Below are 18,549 nucleotides of genomic sequence, written 5' to 3' on the forward strand. Positions count from 1 at the left end.
ACGCTTCACTCCCATTGATCATTGTAGTTCTGTTCCTGCTCCATCATCGCCAAGTCGTCTTGTGTGATCAAGAACAGCTGATAATCGGACCGTTCCATCTCTAGTTTAGCACGTTCCACCAAATACTTAGCGGACCCTCCGTGTTCCTCATCAAACACGGATAACAATCCCTCACTCTTCTGAATCATGAATTCGGTTTTATTTCGAAACTGAGAAGGATTTTCGTAAGGCTTTTGGCTAATCGCATCCACAAAATCGGCTTGATTTAACACGGCACGATATTGCGCTTGAACCGGTTCTTTCCATTTCGCCTCTTGTTCCAGAAACGGCAACAAAATACCTAGACGGATGTCCGGATAATCTTCCTTCAATTCAAGAATGACTTCACATGCCCACAGCTCACATCCAGGCGCAGCACTCGTAATAAACCATGTCGTCCCCATCTCTTCAATCAAACGGATCAGACGTTCCCGGTAGGCGGCTTTTAAAATCTTAATCCCGGGGTGTTTTTGATCAAATATCCCCAGTTCGTTTGGCTTATAGCCGGAGACTGCCACAACATTCATTGCTGACACTTCCTTTGCAGACGTAAACTTCGATGATTCAGTTCCGTGATCAAGCGTTCGCGTCGCGAAGACAATAACTGGTGCTGCTCTAACATCTTTCTTGCCTGTTCAGTATAATCATAAGCAACGTCGGGTCGTTTTGCAATGTGCTCGGCCCATTTGGCCAGTTCGATATACCCTTCATATGTTTCGCTTTTTTGAAAACAGTCGACGGCTTCTTCGTATTGGCGGAGTTTCTTGTATAAAAATCCCTGCCGCAACCACCCTTGAGCCGTCAGTTCTTCCGCCTGTCCAAAGTGTTTGACCGATTGCTCATGGATGCCTAAGTCGGCTAACCAGACAGCGATGTTCTCCCGGATTTGTGACGACGCGTCTTGCCGGTGCGTCACGAGCCGGTTGCATTCATCGTACAGGCTGACTAAAGTCAGGCAGTCATGGAGATGGTGCTCGAGAACGCCGTCCATGATTGCCGGATTTTGATGTTCGACATATTGAAAATAATGCATCGGTGCCAGAAATCCCGGTAAATCATCTGTCCGTTCAAATCCGATTCGTTCTTCCATCCGTGTCAGTCGATACGAATCGTACAATCCTTTGAACATCCGTCGACAGACGTGTAGTAAGTCTAAATGACCTACTTTCGGCAGACGGGGGACCCGTTCTCGGACAAACACATGACGGGTCTTGATTTGCGGCCAGTCAAAACTCTTTCCATTGTATGTCACAAAGCGAACATCTTCCCCGATATCATGCAGAAAATGGTGGTACAAAGCCGCTTCATAATGCGGATGCGGTAAAAAATATTGCCGCATCAACAAGTCGCCTTTTTCAAAACGTGCGAAGCCGAGTAAAAAAATCGTTGTGCCGGTTCCTTTTAATCCGGTCGTTTCTGTATCGAAAAAAATGACTTGTTCCAGCGGGACATCGAGTGCAAGCGGTGGATGCGGAAGCTGAAGGGATTCAAACACCTCTTCAAACGAACGATGTCCATGCTGAGCTGTCAGCGGATAACGGTGATCGATGCGTACGATCCATTCCTCTTCAAAGGTGAGAATATCGGCTCCTTTTTCCAACCAAGCCGCTTGTTCCGCTGTTGCCTGTTGTTCCTGTTTCGTCGGTGACGGTTTTTCTTTTGGTTCTGACTCCGTCGTCTTCAACATCCGTCTCAGTTTATTTTTCATGATAATTCCGTCTCCATTTCAGCAAGCATTCGGATCGTCCGTTCTTTTTCGTCTGCGAGACCGACCATCCCGATACACGCCGGACAACCATCCTGACAGGGACACGTTTCAATCGAGTCCCGCGCTGCCCGTAACATGATGTGACGTTGCTTGTATATCGATGCGGCGAGACCGACTCCCCCCGGATAACGGTCATACAGATAGATTGTCGGTTTTTGAGTATGCGTTGCCTTGACTTGTGGAACGACAAAAACGTCACTTGCATCACACATCAAATACAGCGGGGCAACGCGACGCAGGCTGTTGGCCACTCCTTCGAGCACTTGTTCCAGTTCCGTGCTTGATGTCGCGCTTTCCGGCAATGAAAACCAGACACCGGTCGTGTGGATTTCCCGTTCCGGCAAATGAATCGGTCCAGAGCCAATGTTTTCATGGGTTCCGAACTTGATTTTCTTGAACATCGTTGCCATTCCCCGGACACTGACATCTCCCCGCGCCACACTGAATGCTCCGTTCGTATAACTTTCATCTTCATCCAAAACAGACAACTCGACGGAAAAATTGGCATCGGTGTAATAATCCACATCTACGGCACGGACAAATGCTTTTTTCTCTTCAAAATCCAAGACCTCGACTTGATACTGATCGGCACCGTGAAGATAAATCGCCTCATCGTGCAACAATGTCATCGCACTAAACGTATCCATTTCGCCAATCACACGATTCGGGACATCGGTTTGATCGACGATGACGACATTTTCCTGATCACTCGAGCGTAACGAAATGCCATGCGCGGGAAACGCGTCATTCATCCAATAATAGCGTTCTCCCCGTTGATTCAAGACACGTTCCTCCACGAGATATTCCAAGATATCTTCCGTCTCCAAGGTACCAAATGATTCGCCTTGGCGAAACGGGAGCTCGAATGCCGCACACTTGATATGATCGACGGCAATGATTAAATTGTCCGGATCCAAACGAGCAGCTTCCGGTGATTGATTTAAAAAGAGTTCCGGTCGTTCGGCAACGTATTGATCGAGAATTCCGGACGACGCCACTAAGATGATCAACGCATCGTCCTGACGACGCCCTGCTCGTCCCGCTTGTTGCCATAAGGAAGCAATCGTTCCGGGATATCCATTCATGATACAGACTTGCAGTTGACCGATATCGACGCCAAGTTCCAAGGCATTGGTCGAGACGATTCCGGTGATTTCACCCTTGCGAAGACGTCTTTCAATATCACGACGTTCACTCGGCAAATAACCGCCTCGGTATCCTTCAATCGATTTCGGACCGAGTTCGTGGCGAATGAGACTTCGCAAATACGTCAACAACACTTCGACCCGGACACGGGACCGGGCAAAGACAATCGTCTGAAATTTCTTTTTGATGAAGCGGGAAGCCAACTGCTTGGTCTCAAGTGTGGCCGAACGCCGGATCCCGAGTTGAGCATTGACGATGGGCGGTTGATAGACGATAAAATGTTTCCGTCCGGTCGGCGCTCCATTGTCATCAATCAACTGAACCTTTTTTTCGGTCAATCGTTCTGCCAACTCTTGTGGATTGGCAATCGTCGCACTTGTCATGATAAAAATCGGATCACTCCCATAATAACGGCAAATGCGGCGGAGCCGGCGAATGACATTGGCGACATGACTTCCGAAGACACCTCGGTACGTATGCAGTTCATCGATGACGATGTGCGATAAGTTTTCAAACAGCTCAATCCACTTCGTATGATGCGGCAAAATACCCGAGTGTAACATATCCGGATTCGTAATGACGATATTGCCGGCTTTCCGAACTTTTGTCCGGATTGTCGGCGAAGTATCGCCGTCGTACGTAAAACAACGGATTGGAGCTTCGAGATCATCAATCAGTTCGAGCAGTTCACTATTTTGATCCTGTGCCAAAGCTTTGGTCGGGTACAGATACAACGCTCGGGCATTTGGATTCGCTAACAGATGACTTAAAATCGGTAAGTTAAAACAATACGTCTTCCCGGATGCCGTTGGTGTGACGATTACGGTTGATTCCCCACCTTGTACAGTCCGGAAAGCTAATTCTTGATGACGGTACAACGACGTAATCCCCCGCTTTTCTAGAGCCTGCCGCAAGCGTTCCGGCATTTCGTTTGGAAATGCAGCGTATCGACCGGGTGTCGCTTCCATTGTTTTCATATATGTGACGCGCTCCATGAAGGCGCGATCGGTTTTTAACTCTTCTAAATAGGTGACAAGTGATTGTCTCGATTCCATTGCCCCACGTCCTTCCTCTTTCCCATTATACAAAAAAAAGAAGCAAGACCGAAGAAACTCATTCGCTTCTTCGGTCTTGTTCATCTTAACGGGTCATTTGACCTGTCAATATTCAATTGCTTATTCGGTTTCTTCCGGTGCCGGCGCATTATCATTGCCCCGACCTTGATTTCCATTTGCCGGACGATTGTTTTCTGATTGCGTGGATGCTCCACTGTTTTCATCATCAGCCGGCTCGTCCGTCGTCGGTTCATCCGTTGCCGGTTCATCCGTCGTCGGTTCGTCCGTCGTCGGTTCATCCGTCGTTGGTTCGTCCGTTGCCGGTTCATCCGTCGCCGGTTCGTCCGTCGTCGGTTCGTCCGTCGCCGGTTCGTCCGTCGTTGGTTCGTCCGTTGCCGGTTCGTCCGTCGTTGGTTCGTCCGTTGCCGGTTCGTCCGTCGTTGGTTCGTCCTCTGTCGGCTCTTCCGTTTCGACTTCAGCAACTGTCACTGTCGTCGAGACCGGTCCGGACTGCTCGCCGGATGCTTTAGCGACGACGGTAAACGTCGTCCGTCCCGGATCCAGTCCGCTGATGCCGATTCGATTCGTTGAACTTGTACCAAGAACCGACTGTTGTCCATCCGGATCCGTCATCGATACTTCAAATGAAACACTGTCGTAGCCGTTTGTCCGTAATGCTGAATCATTGTAACTCCAAGTCAATTCACCAGACTCCGATTCTTCATTGTAAGATGCTTGTAAGCCAGTCGGAGCTGGTACGGCCTTTTTTTCGACAACCGGTTCTTTTGTTCCTTTAACATACAGCTCGTCACCGATGCTGAGAACCGAACTTGGTTGTTCGAAAGGTGCCGGCGTCCGATCACGTGTTTTCGTGACGAAATCTTTCCAAATGTTTTGAGCCATCGTACTGTTGGTTGGTCCACTTAACCCTAGATCATTGTTGTTGCCGGATTTAGTTGTTCCGGTCCAGACACTGATTGAGACATCCGACGTATAACCGGCGAACCAAACATCTTTATAAGCATTCGTCGTTCCGGTTTTACCGGCGGCGTCAAACGCAAGCGCAGCGCTTGGGAAGGTTCCGCCTGGTTTTAAGACATCACGCAACATGTCAGTCAACATGTATGCCGTATAATCTTCCATTGCTTTTTTGGGTTTGACGGGTGATTTGATTTTTGAGCCGTCACTGTATTCAATCGTCTTGATGATGTGCGGTTTGATATAATCTCCGCCGTTACCGAGTGTCGCGTAGGCGGACGCCATCTGAGTCGTATTGAATCCGTGTTTCATCCCACCGATCGCATATGCCGGTGAAATCGATTCATCCTCTTTTAAGCTCAATCCGGATTTAGCAGCGAAACTCTCCACCGCATCGTCTCCGATTTGTTGGTACGTTTGAATCGCCGGTGTATTGGCAGAAATTTTGAGCCAGTTCCGAATCGTGTTTGTTCCCCGGTATCCATCGTAGTAGTTCCCGATATTTTTTCCGTTGACTTCTGTTTCTTGGTCCGTCAACATTTTCGCCGTTGACCACTTCTCATTTTCAATCGCTGGTCCATACGCGAAAAATGGTTTTGCCGAAGACCCGGGTTGGTGCGGTTCCTTGGCAAAGTTACGGCGTGACGTACCTGTTCCGGGATTTTTACCATCTACGATCCCTAGAATCTCACCTGTTTGTGTGTTGACAGCAGTCGCAGCAGCCTCCGCATAATCCGGTAACTGAACAACCTGGTCTTTTTTGATTGCTTCGTTCATATAATCATGCATCGGTTTATCAATCGATGTATAGATTTTTAATCCTTGACCGTAGATGTCTTTTCCTTCGAGACCAAAGACATCTTCCAATTCTTGCGAGACCATGTCGAAGATGACGCTGTCGTATGCGGCATCATCCGTCGATTTTGGTGCCGGATCAATCAATTTCGAAATTGGTTGTTCGACGCCTTGATCACGTTGTTTCTGTGTGATGACGCCGGTCGTCAACATCGCATCGAGGACCTGTGTTTGACGTCCTTTCGTCAACTTCGGGTCACCGTTGATTGGATCGTAGGCAGACGGACGCTGGGGCAGACCCGCAAGCATCGCGCCTTCCGCATAGTTCAGTTTATCAACGGGTTTGTTGAAGTATGCTTTTGAGGCAGTTTGAATCCCGTATGATTCTTGACCGTAATAGTTTTTGTTCAAGTACATTTCAAGAATCTGTTCTTTTGTATAATCCCGTTCTAAACGGATCGCCAACCATTGTTCCTGTACTTTACGGGTGATGGTTTTGTCTGAACTCAAGAAAGACTGCTTGATGACCTGTTGCGTGATGGTCGAAGCACCTTCTGATCCAAAACCGTCTGTAATGTTGGCAATGATGGCACCGCCTAATCGACGGAAGTCAATCCCGTTATGTTGATAAAAACGCCGGTCCTCGATCGAGATGAATGCATCTTTGACGACATCCGGGACTTCTTTGATCGATACATATTCTCGACTCGTTCCGCCTTTTTTAATCTCTTCTTTGTTGCTCGCGTAAATTTTCAACGGAAGAGCATCACGAAGCTTTGATTCATCGAGCTCCGGTGCTGTGGCAATCGCGTACGCGGCGAATCCGCCACCCGCTAACATCATAACGATAAATAATCCGGTGGCGACGAGTAATAACTTTTTCCAAAGCGGTCCTTTTCCACCGGCTCCGCCTGTCTTTTTCTTTTTCGGACGTTTTGTCCGGTTCGTTTGTTTGGCTGACGTCTTCGTTTCTTCACGACGCGCGACACGACTTCTTTCCATATGCTATCCTTCTCCTTCAATCTGTAAAGTTTCTCAAGTGAAATATAACTCGTCCACTGCTGGTAAATAATCAATCGCAGGAAACGCACCTGTCTCTAATTTGATCCCGTGGTGTTCGATGTCTGCCAACGGAATCGACTTTCTTCCGGTTTCCAATTGCTCCCACCATGGGAACAAATGCTCGACAGACAACACATATTGCACATTATACATACTGAATCGAATGATGACAAAACAAATTCCTCCATGTGCCACACATTGACGCATATGTTCAATTTGGTGCGGATGAAAGTTCTTCAAGGGAAAAGACGTTTTATGATTGGTTTCCTTCGCTTCAAAATCGATGTATTTGCCACGGTATACGCCGTTGTAGTCGGTGGTCGACGGTTGCTTAAAATAGGCTTCCTTGACGACGGCAGCAGACCGTTTTGGATAATCGACTTGGACGATTTGAAGGGGGGTCGGTTTCTTGTGAATGATTGCCCGATTATGGGTCAGATAAAACATATTGCTTTCATTAATGAGTTTTTCGAGCTTCATTCCCCGGTTTGAGAATGTCGAACCTTTTGAACGCGCACTTTGGATGGCAATACCATGCGGTTCAACCGGTTTTTGAAATTTTTTACCATTCGGGTAATTCAAAAGGATTCCCCTCCTAACGCGTTTATTGTACCATGATATGTGATTGTATCGTATCGGCCGAGAGGAGTAGTTAAAAACAAATGACAATAGAACCGTTACTTCAAGACATCGAACGTATTTATCAAGCAGGTCGCAATGGTCACGAATACGACTTTCAAAAAGATGTCATTCCCTTCGTGGAGCAAGCAGACATCCTGATTGAAGCCTGGCAACAAAACGCACAGAACAGTCCGTACTTACGTCCGGCGATGGTCGAAAGTGCCGTTGATCAACTGAAACAACTTTCTGTTCAAGCGTTTCAACCCAAAACCAGCCTAAAACGATTTAACGAGACCATCAAATCGGTTCGTTATATCGATCAGCTGATGCAATGATCCGATGAATTCTGTTTCTGAGCAGGAAATTTTGTTACACTTGTCGTAAATAATGAGTTAGGGTAGCAGACAGCTTGGACTGTTCCTGCCGAACCGTGCGAGGAGGAGTAGGATTGGCCACATCAAAATCAAATTCGCGCCACGAATCAAAATTGATTCCTCGGGCGTCGAATCCAACGGCAAAAAAGTACGTCATGTTCGTCGACGAAACCGGGACGCCAAAAGGGAATACACAGTTTAATTTGACGGGTGTTTTAATGGAATACAAGTATGCCATCGATTCGGATGAAACGGGGGAACCGAGTCCGTTGCGTAAACGATTGATGGAATTCAAATCGTCGGTCTTTGAAGATCCGCATATCCCGCTTCATCTCAAAGAAATTTTGAAAGCAGAGCATCCTTACGGAAAAGAAGACGGCATTACAATCGACATGTTGCGCCATTTCTGGGTCGCCTTGCCGGACTTCCTGGTCGATATCGACTGTACGATCGTCAGCGTCGAAGTCGATAAACAAAAGTTGCAAGAATTTTACTCGACGCCAAAAGATCCTTACGTCGTTGCTTTTGCCCATCTGATGAAATCATTTTATGCGTTTTTAGAAGAAACGGAAGCGACGAGTGCCCGAGTCGTCCTCGAAAGTCGGGATGATTATCAAAACCTGCTGATTCAAAAGGCATTTTTCGATATTTTTAATTCCGGTACGGTGCATCTTGACGTGGAAAAGAGTCGTCAAAAAATCAAAGGTTTCATTTTTGCTGAAAAAGACAGCGATCTTTACCAATCCGGTCTTGAGATTGCCGATCTTGTCTGCCTTCCCCTCTCCCGCGTCCGTCGTGGAGTCATTGAGGTAAAACCGCGGTTTGTCCATTACGGGGACGAAAACCGAATTTTTAAAGCAATCAAAAATAAGATTTACATTCGTCGGGACAGTCCCGATCAAGACTTCCGGAACTGGGGTTTCAAAAAAGTTCCGATTACGAAAAAACGGCGTGAATGGTCCGATACGCCCTGGAACGGATAATCCACACCTAAAAGCGTCCCGCAGTAAATGGCGGGACGCTTTTTATTATTCACTCTCAAGAGGCGGAACCAGTCCTTTTGTCCGCTTTTTTCCATCGCGGCACATATCCAGCAAGGGGCACTCCAAGCAATTCGGGCGTTGTGCTTTACAATGATACCGGCCGAAAAAAATAAATTGGTGATGTAACTTGGACCACCGCTCCCGTCTAAACCGTTTCATCAATGTCTGTTCGACTTGCGTGACATTGTCCTTCCAGCGGCAGATGCCCAGTCGTTTCGAGACCCGTTCGACATGTGTATCGACGGCGAACGCGGGCACATCAAACGCAACAGACAACACGACGTTCGCCGTTTTCCGCCCGACACCCGGCAGTGCTTCAAGACCCGCCCGGTCGGTCGGTACTTCACCATCGTGTAACGCAAGCAGCTGTCCGGCTAATGCTTTGATGTTTTTCGCTTTATTGCGATACAAACCAAGCCGCTTGATTTTTGCTTCAATTTCTTCGACTGGTGCAACGGCTAATCGATCAGGTGTCGGAAATGCAGCAAACAAATCCGGTGTCACTTTGTTGACTAAGACGTCTGTCGCCTGTGCACTTAAGGCAACCGCAACGACAAGCTCAAACGGATTTTGATGAACCAGTTCGCAGAAAGCTTCCGGAAACATCTCCTCCAGGGTCGATTCAATTCGTTCAATCTCTGCTTTGCGTAACATCCCCGTCAGCTCCCTCTCGTCGCTAAGTCTTCCAGTGTTTTAATCCCTTCGCGTTCCCATGTCCGCAGAATTTGATTGATATACGTCATCTTCCGGACGTTATGATAGACCGCTTCCCGCAAGGCCGCGAGAACAAGTTCTTCCGCAATGTTCTCAATCGTCAACCACTGGATGATTTGCTCCATCTGAAACGGTGACATCATCCCCAGTTCTCGCTCAAAGTGTTGGAAAACGGACGGATTGATCGTATCAAAGTTCGGTGCTTCTTGTTCAGGTGGCGCCATCAGTTTTTCATATAACGGAACCAAAGAATACCGTTCTGATCCCCCGATGTTCTCCATCGCAAGCAATCCTTTTTGCAAGAGACCCAGTGTCGTCTCGATGGTTTCCGTCTCGGATAATCCAAGCCGATTACTTAACTCTTCCGGCGAGGGCATTTCCATGCCTTCAGCGCGACAGGCAAACAGTTGTCCAATCAACGTAAATTCAACGAAACTGATGCCGAGGCGTTTCGCTTCCGTAAACAGCCGTTTGGGAAGCACAACCGTCCCTTCCTCAAAGAGCTGAATTAAATTATGATCCATGGCTCTTCCTCGATTCTTTATGATAAGCAAGAAATCGACCCGTCCGAGGGATGGGTCGATTTTAATCACTATTACGGATACAAACGGTTCAACAGACGTGGGAACGGAATCGTCTCACGTACATGTTCGACACCTGTAATCCAGGCGACTGTCCGTTCGAGTCCAAGACCAAAACCACTGTGTGGGACCGATCCATACTTACGTGTTTCCAGATACCACTTATAGGCACCCGTCTCATCTAAATCATGTGCTTTCATGCCGGCACGTAACTTCTCGAAATCTTCTTCGCGTTGTGAACCACCAACGATTTCACCATATCCTTCAGGAGCAATCAAATCGTCACATAAGACGAATCCCGGGTTTTCCGGGTCTTCTTTCATGTAAAACGGTTTGATGTCTTTTGGCCAATGCGTGATGAAGACCGGACGCGCAAACGTGTTGGCGATTGCCGTCTCATGCGGCGCACCAAAATCGTCTCCGAATTCAATGTCGTCAAAACCTTGTTCTTTCAACATCGCGATTGCTTCTGTATACGTGACGCGTGGGAACGGCGCTTTGATGTTTTCCAAGACCGTCAAGTCCCGTTCCAACAACTCCAGTTCAGCACGACAGTTTGTTAGTGCCGACTGGACGAGATGCGAGACGTAGTTTTCTTGGACTTCCAAGTTCATCTCGTGATCATAAAACGCCATTTCCGGCTCCATCATCCAAAATTCGATGAGGTGACGGCGCGTTTTTGATTTTTCAGCACGGAAGGTCGGACCAAACGAGAAGACTTTTCCAAGCGCCATCGCAGCCGCTTCCATGTATAACTGGCCTGATTGTGACAAGTACGCATCTTCATCAAAGTATTTTGTATGGAACAATTCCGTTGTTCCTTCCGGTGCACTTCCTGTCAGGATTGGCGGGTCGACTTTGATGAATCCTTCTTGGTTAAAGAATTCGTACGTGGCACGGATCAGTTCGTTTCGAACGACCATGACGGCATGTTGGCGTTTTGAACGCAACCAAAGATGACGGTTATCCATCAGGAAGTCCGTTCCGTGTGCTTTTGGTGTGATCGGATAATCGATCGCTTCATGAATCACTTCAATTGCCGTGATCTCCATCTCATGACCAATCGCTGTCCGTCCTCCATCTGATTTGATGACCCCTGTCACCCACATCGAAGACTCTTGTGTTAATCCTTTAGCGGTCTTAAATAACTCTTCGCCGACCGTTTCCTTCACGACGACTCCCTGCATGAAGCCGGAACCATCACGTAACTGAAGAAACGCGATTTTACCGCTCGATCGTTTGTTTGCTAACCAACATCCGATCGTAATTTCTTCTCCGACGTGCTTTTCTACATCACGAATCATTGCTTTCAAAAGTCAACATCCTCTCTCTATTAAACGGCCGTATGCGCCGTGATAAATCCTTCGATCCGGTCTAACGCTTCCAGCACCCGTTTCGGGTCTGTCGCATATGATAACCGGACATATTCTGGTGCGCCAAAGCCGGACCCTGGAATCAAGGCGACTTTCGCTTCCGACAAGACAGCGGTACACCAGTCGTCAACGTTTGAGAAACCACACATTTCGGCTGCCCGCAATGCATGCGGGAACAGATAAAAGGCACCTTCCGGCTTCAGACACGTTAAACCGGGAATTTGAATCAACCGATCATAAATCTGCTCCAAGCGTTCTTCGAACACGACCCGCATCGCCTCGACCGGAGCATCTCCTTCGGCGTAGGCGGCAACAGACGCTGCCTGGGCAATCGATGTCGGATTTGACGTCGAATGGCTTGCAAGGTTCGTCATCGCACTGATGATGTCCTTTGGTCCAATCGCGTAACCAATCCGCCATCCTGTCATCGCATGGGATTTCGACACCCCATTGACGATGATTGTCCGTTCGCGCATGTTCGGTAACGTCGCAATCGACAGATGCGTGACACCGTTGTAAAGCAGCTTTTCGTAAATCTCATCACTGATCACAAGCAGATTATGCGCCATCGCCACATCTGCCACCATTTCGAGTTCTTCCTTCGTATAGACCATTCCGGTCGGGTTAGACGGAGAGTTCAAGATGAGCGCTTTTGTTTTGGGTGTAATGTGTTGCTCGAGCAACTCACGTGTCACCTTGAACCGCGACTGTTCCGTCGTCTCTAAAATGACAGGAACACCGTCGCTTAATTTAATCTGTTCCGGATAACTGACCCAGTAAGGTGCCGGGACAATCACTTCGTCACCCGGATCGAGAATCGCTTGGAATAACGTCGATAAGGCATGTTTTGCTCCAGACGCGACCATGACTTCCGAACGGTCGTACGATAACCAGAGATCACGACGCGTTTTTTCAATGATGGCGTCTTTCAAGGCAACGGTTCCGCCGGACGGCGTGTATTTTGTATCTCCGGCTTCAGCGGCCGCAAACGCTGCTTGGATAATGAATTCCGGTGTGTTGAAATCCGGCTCTCCAGCTCCCAAACCGATGATGTCTTGTCCTTCTTCCCGTAAGGCTTTTGCTTTTGCTGTAATCGCCAATGTCGTTGACGGTGTCAATTGTTGTACACGTTTTGATAACATCTCGCACACTCCTTTTTTAATTGATCCGTAATCGTTTCAGGAACGATCCTTCTTGATAGGTGTAATACGAATAGTCGTATCCTGACTTCGTTTTGGTGACGATTTCAATCAATGCCCGTTGGTCGAACCCGTATTTGGCCGAGACGATGTTTGCTGGATTACCGGCTTTTTGAATGACGTCCGCAATTTTCATCCCGTCCGCCACCCGTCTCGTTTCGATTTTTCCTTTTTTCGGAACGAATGCCCGCAAAGCTTCTCCGTCTTGCTGAATCGTAAAGACACTGTATTGGGTTTCACCGTTGAATACATGTTCAAACTTGATTTCGTCGGGTGCGATCTCTTTTTTCAAACGTGTTTCCGCTTCCTGGACAACTGTTTGTTCACGGTCTTTGGCTTCCGCCACCGTAAATTGATAAATCCCTGTACCGATTAACGTGACGAGAAGGATGAAGCCGACAAGACCGAGGACGATCTTCCAATTCATGTGCGGTAGATGGTAAAGACCATCTGTTCCTTATCTTTTTCGTCCAGTGCCAGACCAAACATCAAATCCTCTGTTTTTAACGTGCGATTCAATACGTCTACAATCTTGTACGTATCATCATGGCGATTGACCTTGACTGTTGCTAGCGTCTCGATTTTCGAATCCATCTTATTGTCCTCCCTCATTTTTCTACATCTATTATAATGCGATAATGCTTATCTGGATAGACTCAATCCGTATCATTTAAGAACAATTCCAGTTCGGCTGTCAGTTCATCCAGCGGTTTTGCCAGTACCGGCACGCTTGGTAAACTCGATACAAACCGTTTTCCGTACCGGGTCGTTTCAATCCGTCGATCAAAGACGAACACGACACCCCGGTCGTTTGTCGTCCGAATCAAACGTCCAAACCCTTGCTTAAAGCGAATGATCGCTTGCGGTAAACTGTATTCAAAAAAGGATGATTTTCCTTGTTGCTCAATCTGTTCCGAACGGGCCTGAACAATCGGTTGGTCGGGTGGGGCGAACGGCAGACGAACGATGACAAGGCAACTCAAATCGTCACCCGGCACATCGACCCCTTCCCAAAAACTCGCTGTTCCGAACAGAAGACAGGCATCGAGCTGTTTGAATTGTTTCATCAGACGTTGCCGGGATCCTTGGGTAATCCCTTGGGACAACAACGTAAACCGGTCCGGTAACGCGGCTTTTGTCGCATCATGCGTTTGCCGTAACATCTCGTTTGAGGTGAACAACACCAGCATCCGTCCCTCCGTCACTTCCGCAATCCGAATGATGGCATCTGCGATGACTTCAGAATACGTTGCTTGCGGGACGTCTTGCAACAACGGCAGGTCCGTCGGAATCATCAGCCGGACTTTTTCCGCGTATCCAAACGGAGACGGAACGATAAACCGGCGCGTCTCAAGTTCCGACAAACCGAGTCGTTTCTCGATGAACTGGAACTTATTTGAGACCGTCAATGTCGCCGACGTCAGGATACACGTCCGCTTCGAGAAGACTTCCCGGTGGAGACGGTCGGAAATATCGATTGGTTGCGTGTAAATCCGCGTCAATTTGCGGTTTTTGACGGTCGTTTCAATCCAGGAAACAGTTTCGTCATGCGGGGCGAGCATCGTTTCAAAAATCGCTTGCTCAACATCTTCCAACTGTCCGATCACCGTCTTTAAATCTGCGACGACGGACCGTTCCCGGTAACTCATATGTTCCCGTTGATCATGGAACAATTTATGAATCGCCCGGATCGCCTGGCGGAGCCGTCGCAAGACCAGTTCCACACGTTTCGCGCTCTCTTGCACTGCCCGCATCGACTGATCAAGTCGTTTGAAGCGGACCGTGACACGCCCTTCCCGCCGTTCTTTCCGGGAAGCGAGCTCCAGTCCGTACGCTTGAATGATCGTCAACAGACCGTCGGCTTCTTCCAACAACTCCGTTAATGTCTCATCAATTGTTTCGCTGTGCGCTTCGACCAATTCCGTCAAATCAAATTGATCCGACAGACTGACCAGACGCGTCAATAATTTTTTATCGGACGAAAATCCCAGTTGTCTGAAGATCCGGTCAAAAGAGTGACCGTCAAAAACTAATCCGAAATGATGACTCGCCACCTCTTCGATTTGATGGGCCTCGTCCAAAATCAATGGACAGCCTTTAGGCAAGACGCCGGCCTCGTACTGGATATCACTGAACAACAACGCATGATTCGTCACGATGATGGTCGCATCTTTTGCTCTGCGGACGGCATGATGGAAAAAATCACGGCTGTACCACGGATCAAATCGTCCCAGTTGCGATTGACTGTCCGACTGGATCAGCTGTTTGATGGCGATGTTCCCTTGGGCCGCTCCTCCCGGCAAACTGACTTCTTCCAGATCCCCCGTCTCCGTCTGGGTCAACCAGACGAGCAAGATCGCTTTCGCTAACGTAAAGTTGTACGGCTCTTCCGTCTCACTGAGGAAAAACTCGAATTTCCGTAAATCCATGTAGTTGCTGCGACCCTTTAATAACGTAATCTCGACCGGTGCGTCAAACAATTGGCGTAAGAGCGGCAAATCGCGTGCGAATAATTGTTCCTGCAACTGAATCGTATGTGTACTGACGATAATCGGTGTCTCGTGTTCAATCGCATAATGAGCAGCCGGCACCAAATAACCGAGTGATTTCCCTGTTCCGGTTCCTGCTTCGACGAGCAATGGTGTTTCCTGGTCGAGTGATTGATAGACGTGCCGCATCATCTCCAGTTGCCCGGTCCGTGCTTCATATCCGGGAAACAGCTTGGGGAATACCGACTCGTTAAGACGATCAACAAACGGGCTGAACGGTTCCAGTTGGGACGCTGCGGTCTGTTCGGTTGGTTCAAGCCGTTTTTTCAAAGCGATTTTCCGGAAACTGTCGAACCGCTCATCGGCTTCCAGTCCAACGGTTTGAATCGCTTGATCAATCTCTTGTTCGATCGCACTGAAGAGTTTTCCCGCTAAGCGGCGTAAATGCCGCAACGTATCCAGCGGCAGATCCTCCAACCGTGCCAGGAGATGAAGCAACAGTTCGGCTGTCGCCTCGGCATCACTCCCCGCCCGGTGTGCTTCATGGTGCGTCAACTCCAACAAGTCTGTCAGGTGCGACAGGGAATGACTCTCAGCTGTCGGTAACAAAATCCGCGCCAACTCGACCGTATCGATGACAGGACCGGTATAAGGCAGATACCCTTCTTCTTCCAAGGCTTCGTTCAAGAAGGTCAAATCAAACTGGACGTTGTGGGCGACGAAGACGCCCCCATCGAGCAATTGAAGAACACGTGGGGCAATGACATCAAATGTCTCAGCCTCTGCGACATCTTCGTCCTTAATCCCGGTTAATTGAGAAATAAACGGCGGAATCGGTTTTTGTGGTCGGACAAAAGCCGATAAACGCTCGGTAATCCGTCCCTCTTCGATGACCGCCATTCCGATTTCAATCATTTCATCGCCGGATTTAATCGAATGTCCGGTCGTTTCTAGATCCACTACAACAAACTTCTTTTCCACGACTTATCTCCACCTTTAACCATCCATAGCTTCAGCATATGGCATCTCAAGTTCCATCTTAACAAAAAAGAGACCCGAATGTATCTCGGGTCCCTCAAAATCATAAGATCGTATGTGCGATTTCTTGCGATAACATCTGTTTGATCGAGTTATCCTGATCCAGTACCGCTACTTTTGGGACATGTGTCGTGATTTCTTCATTCGTCAACTGAGCATACGCCATGATGATGACTTCATCCCCGATTTGGAAATGACGGGCTGCTGCCCCGTTTAAACAGATCACGCCTGAACCGCGCGCTCCTTTGATTGCATACGTCTCAATCCGCGCCCCGTTCTGGTTATTCGTTACCTGAACCTTCTCATTTTCGAGAATGCCGACTGCATCAAGCAGATCTTCGTCAATCGTAATGGAGCCGACGTAATGGAGGTTGGCCTCCGTTACGCGGGCTTTGTGTAATTTTGCGTGCATGAATGTCCGTAACATGTTCATGCTCCTCTCGTATAAAGTAAGTTATCAATCAACCGTGCCGATTGGAACTGAACGGCAACAGCCAATAAAATTGTTTCGGTTGTTGCTGTGACCGGTCCAAGTGTCGGATAGGAAACCGCTTCGACATAATCGATCGACGTCCCTTCAAACTGAAGCAACGCGCGTGTTTGTTCCACGACCTGTTCGATCGGTTGCCCGTCATCCAACCAGGACTTGGCTTGCACCAATGCCTGTTGAATCCCGGGTGCCTGTTCCCGTTCCAATTCGGACAGATAGACGTTTCGAGATGACTTGGCCAGACCATCCGTTTCACGGATGATCGGACAGCGTCTGATTTCGACCGGAACAAAGTAGTCCGCGACGTATCCTTCAATCAAGGCCAATTGTTGGGCATCTTTCAGACCAAAGTAGGCGCGGTTCGGACGGACGATATTAAACAGTTTACTGACAACCGTCAATACCCCGTCAAAATGTCCTGGACGTGAGGCGCCGCATAAGACGTCATCTCCTGAACGTACCGTGACCCGTGCCATATCGAGTGGATACATCGTCTCGTTTGTCGGATAAAAGAGATAGTCCACCGCAGCGGCTTCCGCCAGTGCTTGATCCCGCTCCGCATCACGCGGATAACGGTCTAAATCTTCATTGGGACCAAACTGAGTCGGATTCACGAAGATGCTCAGGACGACGATGTCATTTTCTTGGCGCGCCTGCTTCAGCAACGAGGCATGACCCTCATGCAAAAAGCCCATCGTCGGAACGAATCCGATTGAGGTCTGCCCGTCTAATTCCTGTCGTAATTGTTCGATGTTCCGGATGATTTTCATTCTTTTGTTCCCCCGTACAAGGCGCCAATCAGTTCCTCGTCCATCATGAACGAGTGTGCAAGTTCAGGGAACGCGCCCGCCTTGACTTCTTTGACGTAAGCAGCAATCGCTTCTGTTCCGGATGTGTTCCAGTCAGCATACGCCTTGACGAATTTCGGCAGACGTCCCACGCCGTACGTCAGAATGTCATGATAGACCAAAACCTGTCCGGCGACGTCAGGACCGGCACCAATTCCGATTACGGGAATCGTCAACAATTCTTGGACACGTTTTGCCAACGGATGCGGGACACATTCCAATACAAGCATCTTCGCTCCGGCTTGTTCAGCCGCCAAACTGTCGGCAATCAACTGTTCCGCTGCTGCAAGCGATTTTCCTTGAACTTTAAACCCTTCCAAAACTCCAACCGATTGAGGTGTCAGTCCTAAATGGGCGACACACGGCATGCCGGCATCGGTCAAGCGGCGAATCGTTGTCAGGATGTCACCTGCCCCTTCTAGTTTCAAGGCATCGGCCTGGCTTTCTTGGAAGATGCGCGCTGCCGCGTCAAGCGTCCGGTCAAACGATCCATGGTAACTCGCAAACGGCATATCCACCACCATAAACGTGTTGGGTGCCCCTCGACGGACGGCACGGGCGTGATGAACCATGTCATCGACTGTGACGGCAATCGTCGAGTCATAACCGAGAATCACGTTTCCTAACGAGTCGCCGACGAGCAACAGGTCGACTTGTCCCGCTTCCGCCAGTTTCGCCGAAGGATAATCGTAAGCGGTCAGCATGACCAGCTTTTCTCCAGCCTGTTGTTTTTTTAATAAAGGTGTCATTGTATGCATGTGTGTTCTCTCCTTACTTGATTTAGAGAGGACAAAAGGAAACGCCTTCTTTTCCTAAAGCAATCCATAGGAAAGAAGGCGTGAATAAGTGCAACATCGTCCTTCTGTCCCTGTCCGAGTGGGATCAAGGCAGTAAAAAAAATAAATGATTGATCAAAGCCTTCAACCGGTATGATTC

17 protein-coding genes are annotated in these 18,549 nt (G+C 48.5%); 2 read left to right on the forward strand and 15 right to left on the reverse strand.

The annotated features are described in order from the left end of the window. Positions 1–5: 5 nt before the first annotated feature. From D3D03_RS05920 to recU, 5 genes are all read right to left on the reverse strand, one after another. Positions 6–566, reverse strand: a complete 561-nt coding sequence (locus tag D3D03_RS05920; protein WP_119923149.1) for an SLOG family protein — start codon at positions 564–566, stop codon at positions 6–8. Further along, the gene (locus tag D3D03_RS05925) at positions 563–1,747 is read right to left on the reverse strand and encodes a ribonuclease H-like domain-containing protein (RefSeq protein ID WP_026832732.1); all 1,185 of its coding nucleotides are present in this window, start codon (positions 1,745–1,747) and stop codon (positions 563–565) included. Before D3D03_RS05925 ends, D3D03_RS05920 begins: the two co-directional genes overlap by 4 nt. Further along, positions 1,744–4,008: a DEAD/DEAH box helicase gene (locus D3D03_RS05930; RefSeq protein WP_119923150.1), complete on the reverse strand. Its 2,265-nt coding sequence runs from the start codon at positions 4,006–4,008 to the stop codon at positions 1,744–1,746. Before D3D03_RS05930 ends, D3D03_RS05925 begins: the two co-directional genes overlap by 4 nt. A 120-nt stretch (positions 4,009–4,128) precedes the next feature. Beyond that, entirely contained in the window at positions 4,129–6,783 is a 2,655-nt protein-coding gene (locus D3D03_RS05935; protein ID WP_119923151.1) for a transglycosylase domain-containing protein, read from the reverse strand. Between the two features lie 33 nt (positions 6,784–6,816). Further along, positions 6,817–7,431 carry a Holliday junction resolvase RecU gene (gene recU, locus D3D03_RS05940; protein ID WP_199700008.1) on the reverse strand — a complete coding sequence of 205 codons (615 nt, stop codon included), beginning with the start codon at positions 7,429–7,431 and terminating at the stop codon, positions 6,817–6,819. Between the two features lie 74 nt (positions 7,432–7,505). Here recU and D3D03_RS05945 point away from each other — a divergent pair, with 74 nt between their 5' ends. Together D3D03_RS05945 and D3D03_RS05950 are read left to right on the forward strand one after the other, a co-directional pair. After that, positions 7,506–7,799, forward strand: coding sequence for a DUF1798 family protein (locus tag D3D03_RS05945; RefSeq protein WP_026832728.1), 294 nt, complete (start codon positions 7,506–7,508; stop codon positions 7,797–7,799). A gap of 113 nt (positions 7,800–7,912) precedes the next feature. Next, on the forward strand, positions 7,913–8,821 hold the full coding sequence (locus tag D3D03_RS05950; RefSeq protein ID WP_026832727.1) for a DUF3800 domain-containing protein: 909 nt from the start codon (positions 7,913–7,915) through the stop codon (positions 8,819–8,821). A 45-nt stretch (positions 8,822–8,866) separates the two neighbouring features. Here D3D03_RS05950 and nth read toward each other — a convergent pair whose 3' ends face one another. From nth to panB, 10 genes are all read right to left on the reverse strand, one after another. Continuing rightward, complete coding sequence (nth, locus tag D3D03_RS05955) at positions 8,867–9,535, reverse strand: endonuclease III (RefSeq protein WP_026832726.1); 669 nt, start codon at positions 9,533–9,535, stop codon at positions 8,867–8,869. Between the two features lie 5 nt (positions 9,536–9,540). Then, on the reverse strand, positions 9,541–10,119 hold the full coding sequence (locus D3D03_RS05960; RefSeq protein ID WP_026832725.1) for a DnaD domain-containing protein: 579 nt from the start codon (positions 10,117–10,119) through the stop codon (positions 9,541–9,543). 71 nt (positions 10,120–10,190) lie between these two features. Next, positions 10,191–11,480, reverse strand: a complete 1,290-nt coding sequence (gene asnS, locus D3D03_RS05965) for an asparagine--tRNA ligase (RefSeq protein ID WP_119923378.1) — start codon at positions 11,478–11,480, stop codon at positions 10,191–10,193. Positions 11,481–11,509: 29 nt separating this feature from the next. Further along, entirely contained in the window at positions 11,510–12,691 is a 1,182-nt protein-coding gene (locus D3D03_RS05970; RefSeq protein WP_028106069.1) for a pyridoxal phosphate-dependent aminotransferase, read from the reverse strand. A gap of 16 nt (positions 12,692–12,707) precedes the next feature. Then, positions 12,708–13,175 (reverse strand): hypothetical protein, encoded by a 468-nt coding sequence (locus D3D03_RS05975; protein WP_028106068.1) that lies wholly within the window; start codon positions 13,173–13,175, stop codon positions 12,708–12,710. Then, the gene (locus tag D3D03_RS05980; RefSeq protein ID WP_064506551.1) at positions 13,172–13,342 is read right to left on the reverse strand and encodes a YpmA family protein; all 171 of its coding nucleotides are present in this window, start codon (positions 13,340–13,342) and stop codon (positions 13,172–13,174) included. Before D3D03_RS05980 ends, D3D03_RS05975 begins: the two co-directional genes overlap by 4 nt. A gap of 62 nt (positions 13,343–13,404) precedes the next feature. After that, positions 13,405–16,218: an ATP-dependent DNA helicase DinG gene (dinG, locus tag D3D03_RS05985; protein ID WP_119923153.1), complete on the reverse strand. Its 2,814-nt coding sequence runs from the start codon at positions 16,216–16,218 to the stop codon at positions 13,405–13,407. 100 nt (positions 16,219–16,318) lie between these two features. Beyond that, entirely contained in the window at positions 16,319–16,702 is a 384-nt protein-coding gene (panD, locus tag D3D03_RS05990; protein WP_026832720.1) for an aspartate 1-decarboxylase, read from the reverse strand. Positions 16,703–16,704: 2 nt separating this feature from the next. Then, positions 16,705–17,535 carry a pantoate--beta-alanine ligase gene (gene panC / locus D3D03_RS05995; RefSeq protein WP_119923154.1) on the reverse strand — a complete coding sequence of 277 codons (831 nt, stop codon included), beginning with the start codon at positions 17,533–17,535 and terminating at the stop codon, positions 16,705–16,707. After that, positions 17,532–18,371, reverse strand: a complete 840-nt coding sequence (panB, locus tag D3D03_RS06000) for a 3-methyl-2-oxobutanoate hydroxymethyltransferase (RefSeq protein WP_028106065.1) — start codon at positions 18,369–18,371, stop codon at positions 17,532–17,534. The genes panC and panB overlap by 4 nt, the downstream gene beginning before the upstream one ends. Positions 18,372–18,549: the final 178 nt, after the last annotated feature.

Source organism: Exiguobacterium sp. RIT452 (assembly GCF_003598705.1).
GTDB classification, from domain to species: Bacteria; Bacillota; Bacilli; order Exiguobacteriales; family Exiguobacteriaceae; genus Exiguobacterium_A; species Exiguobacterium_A undae.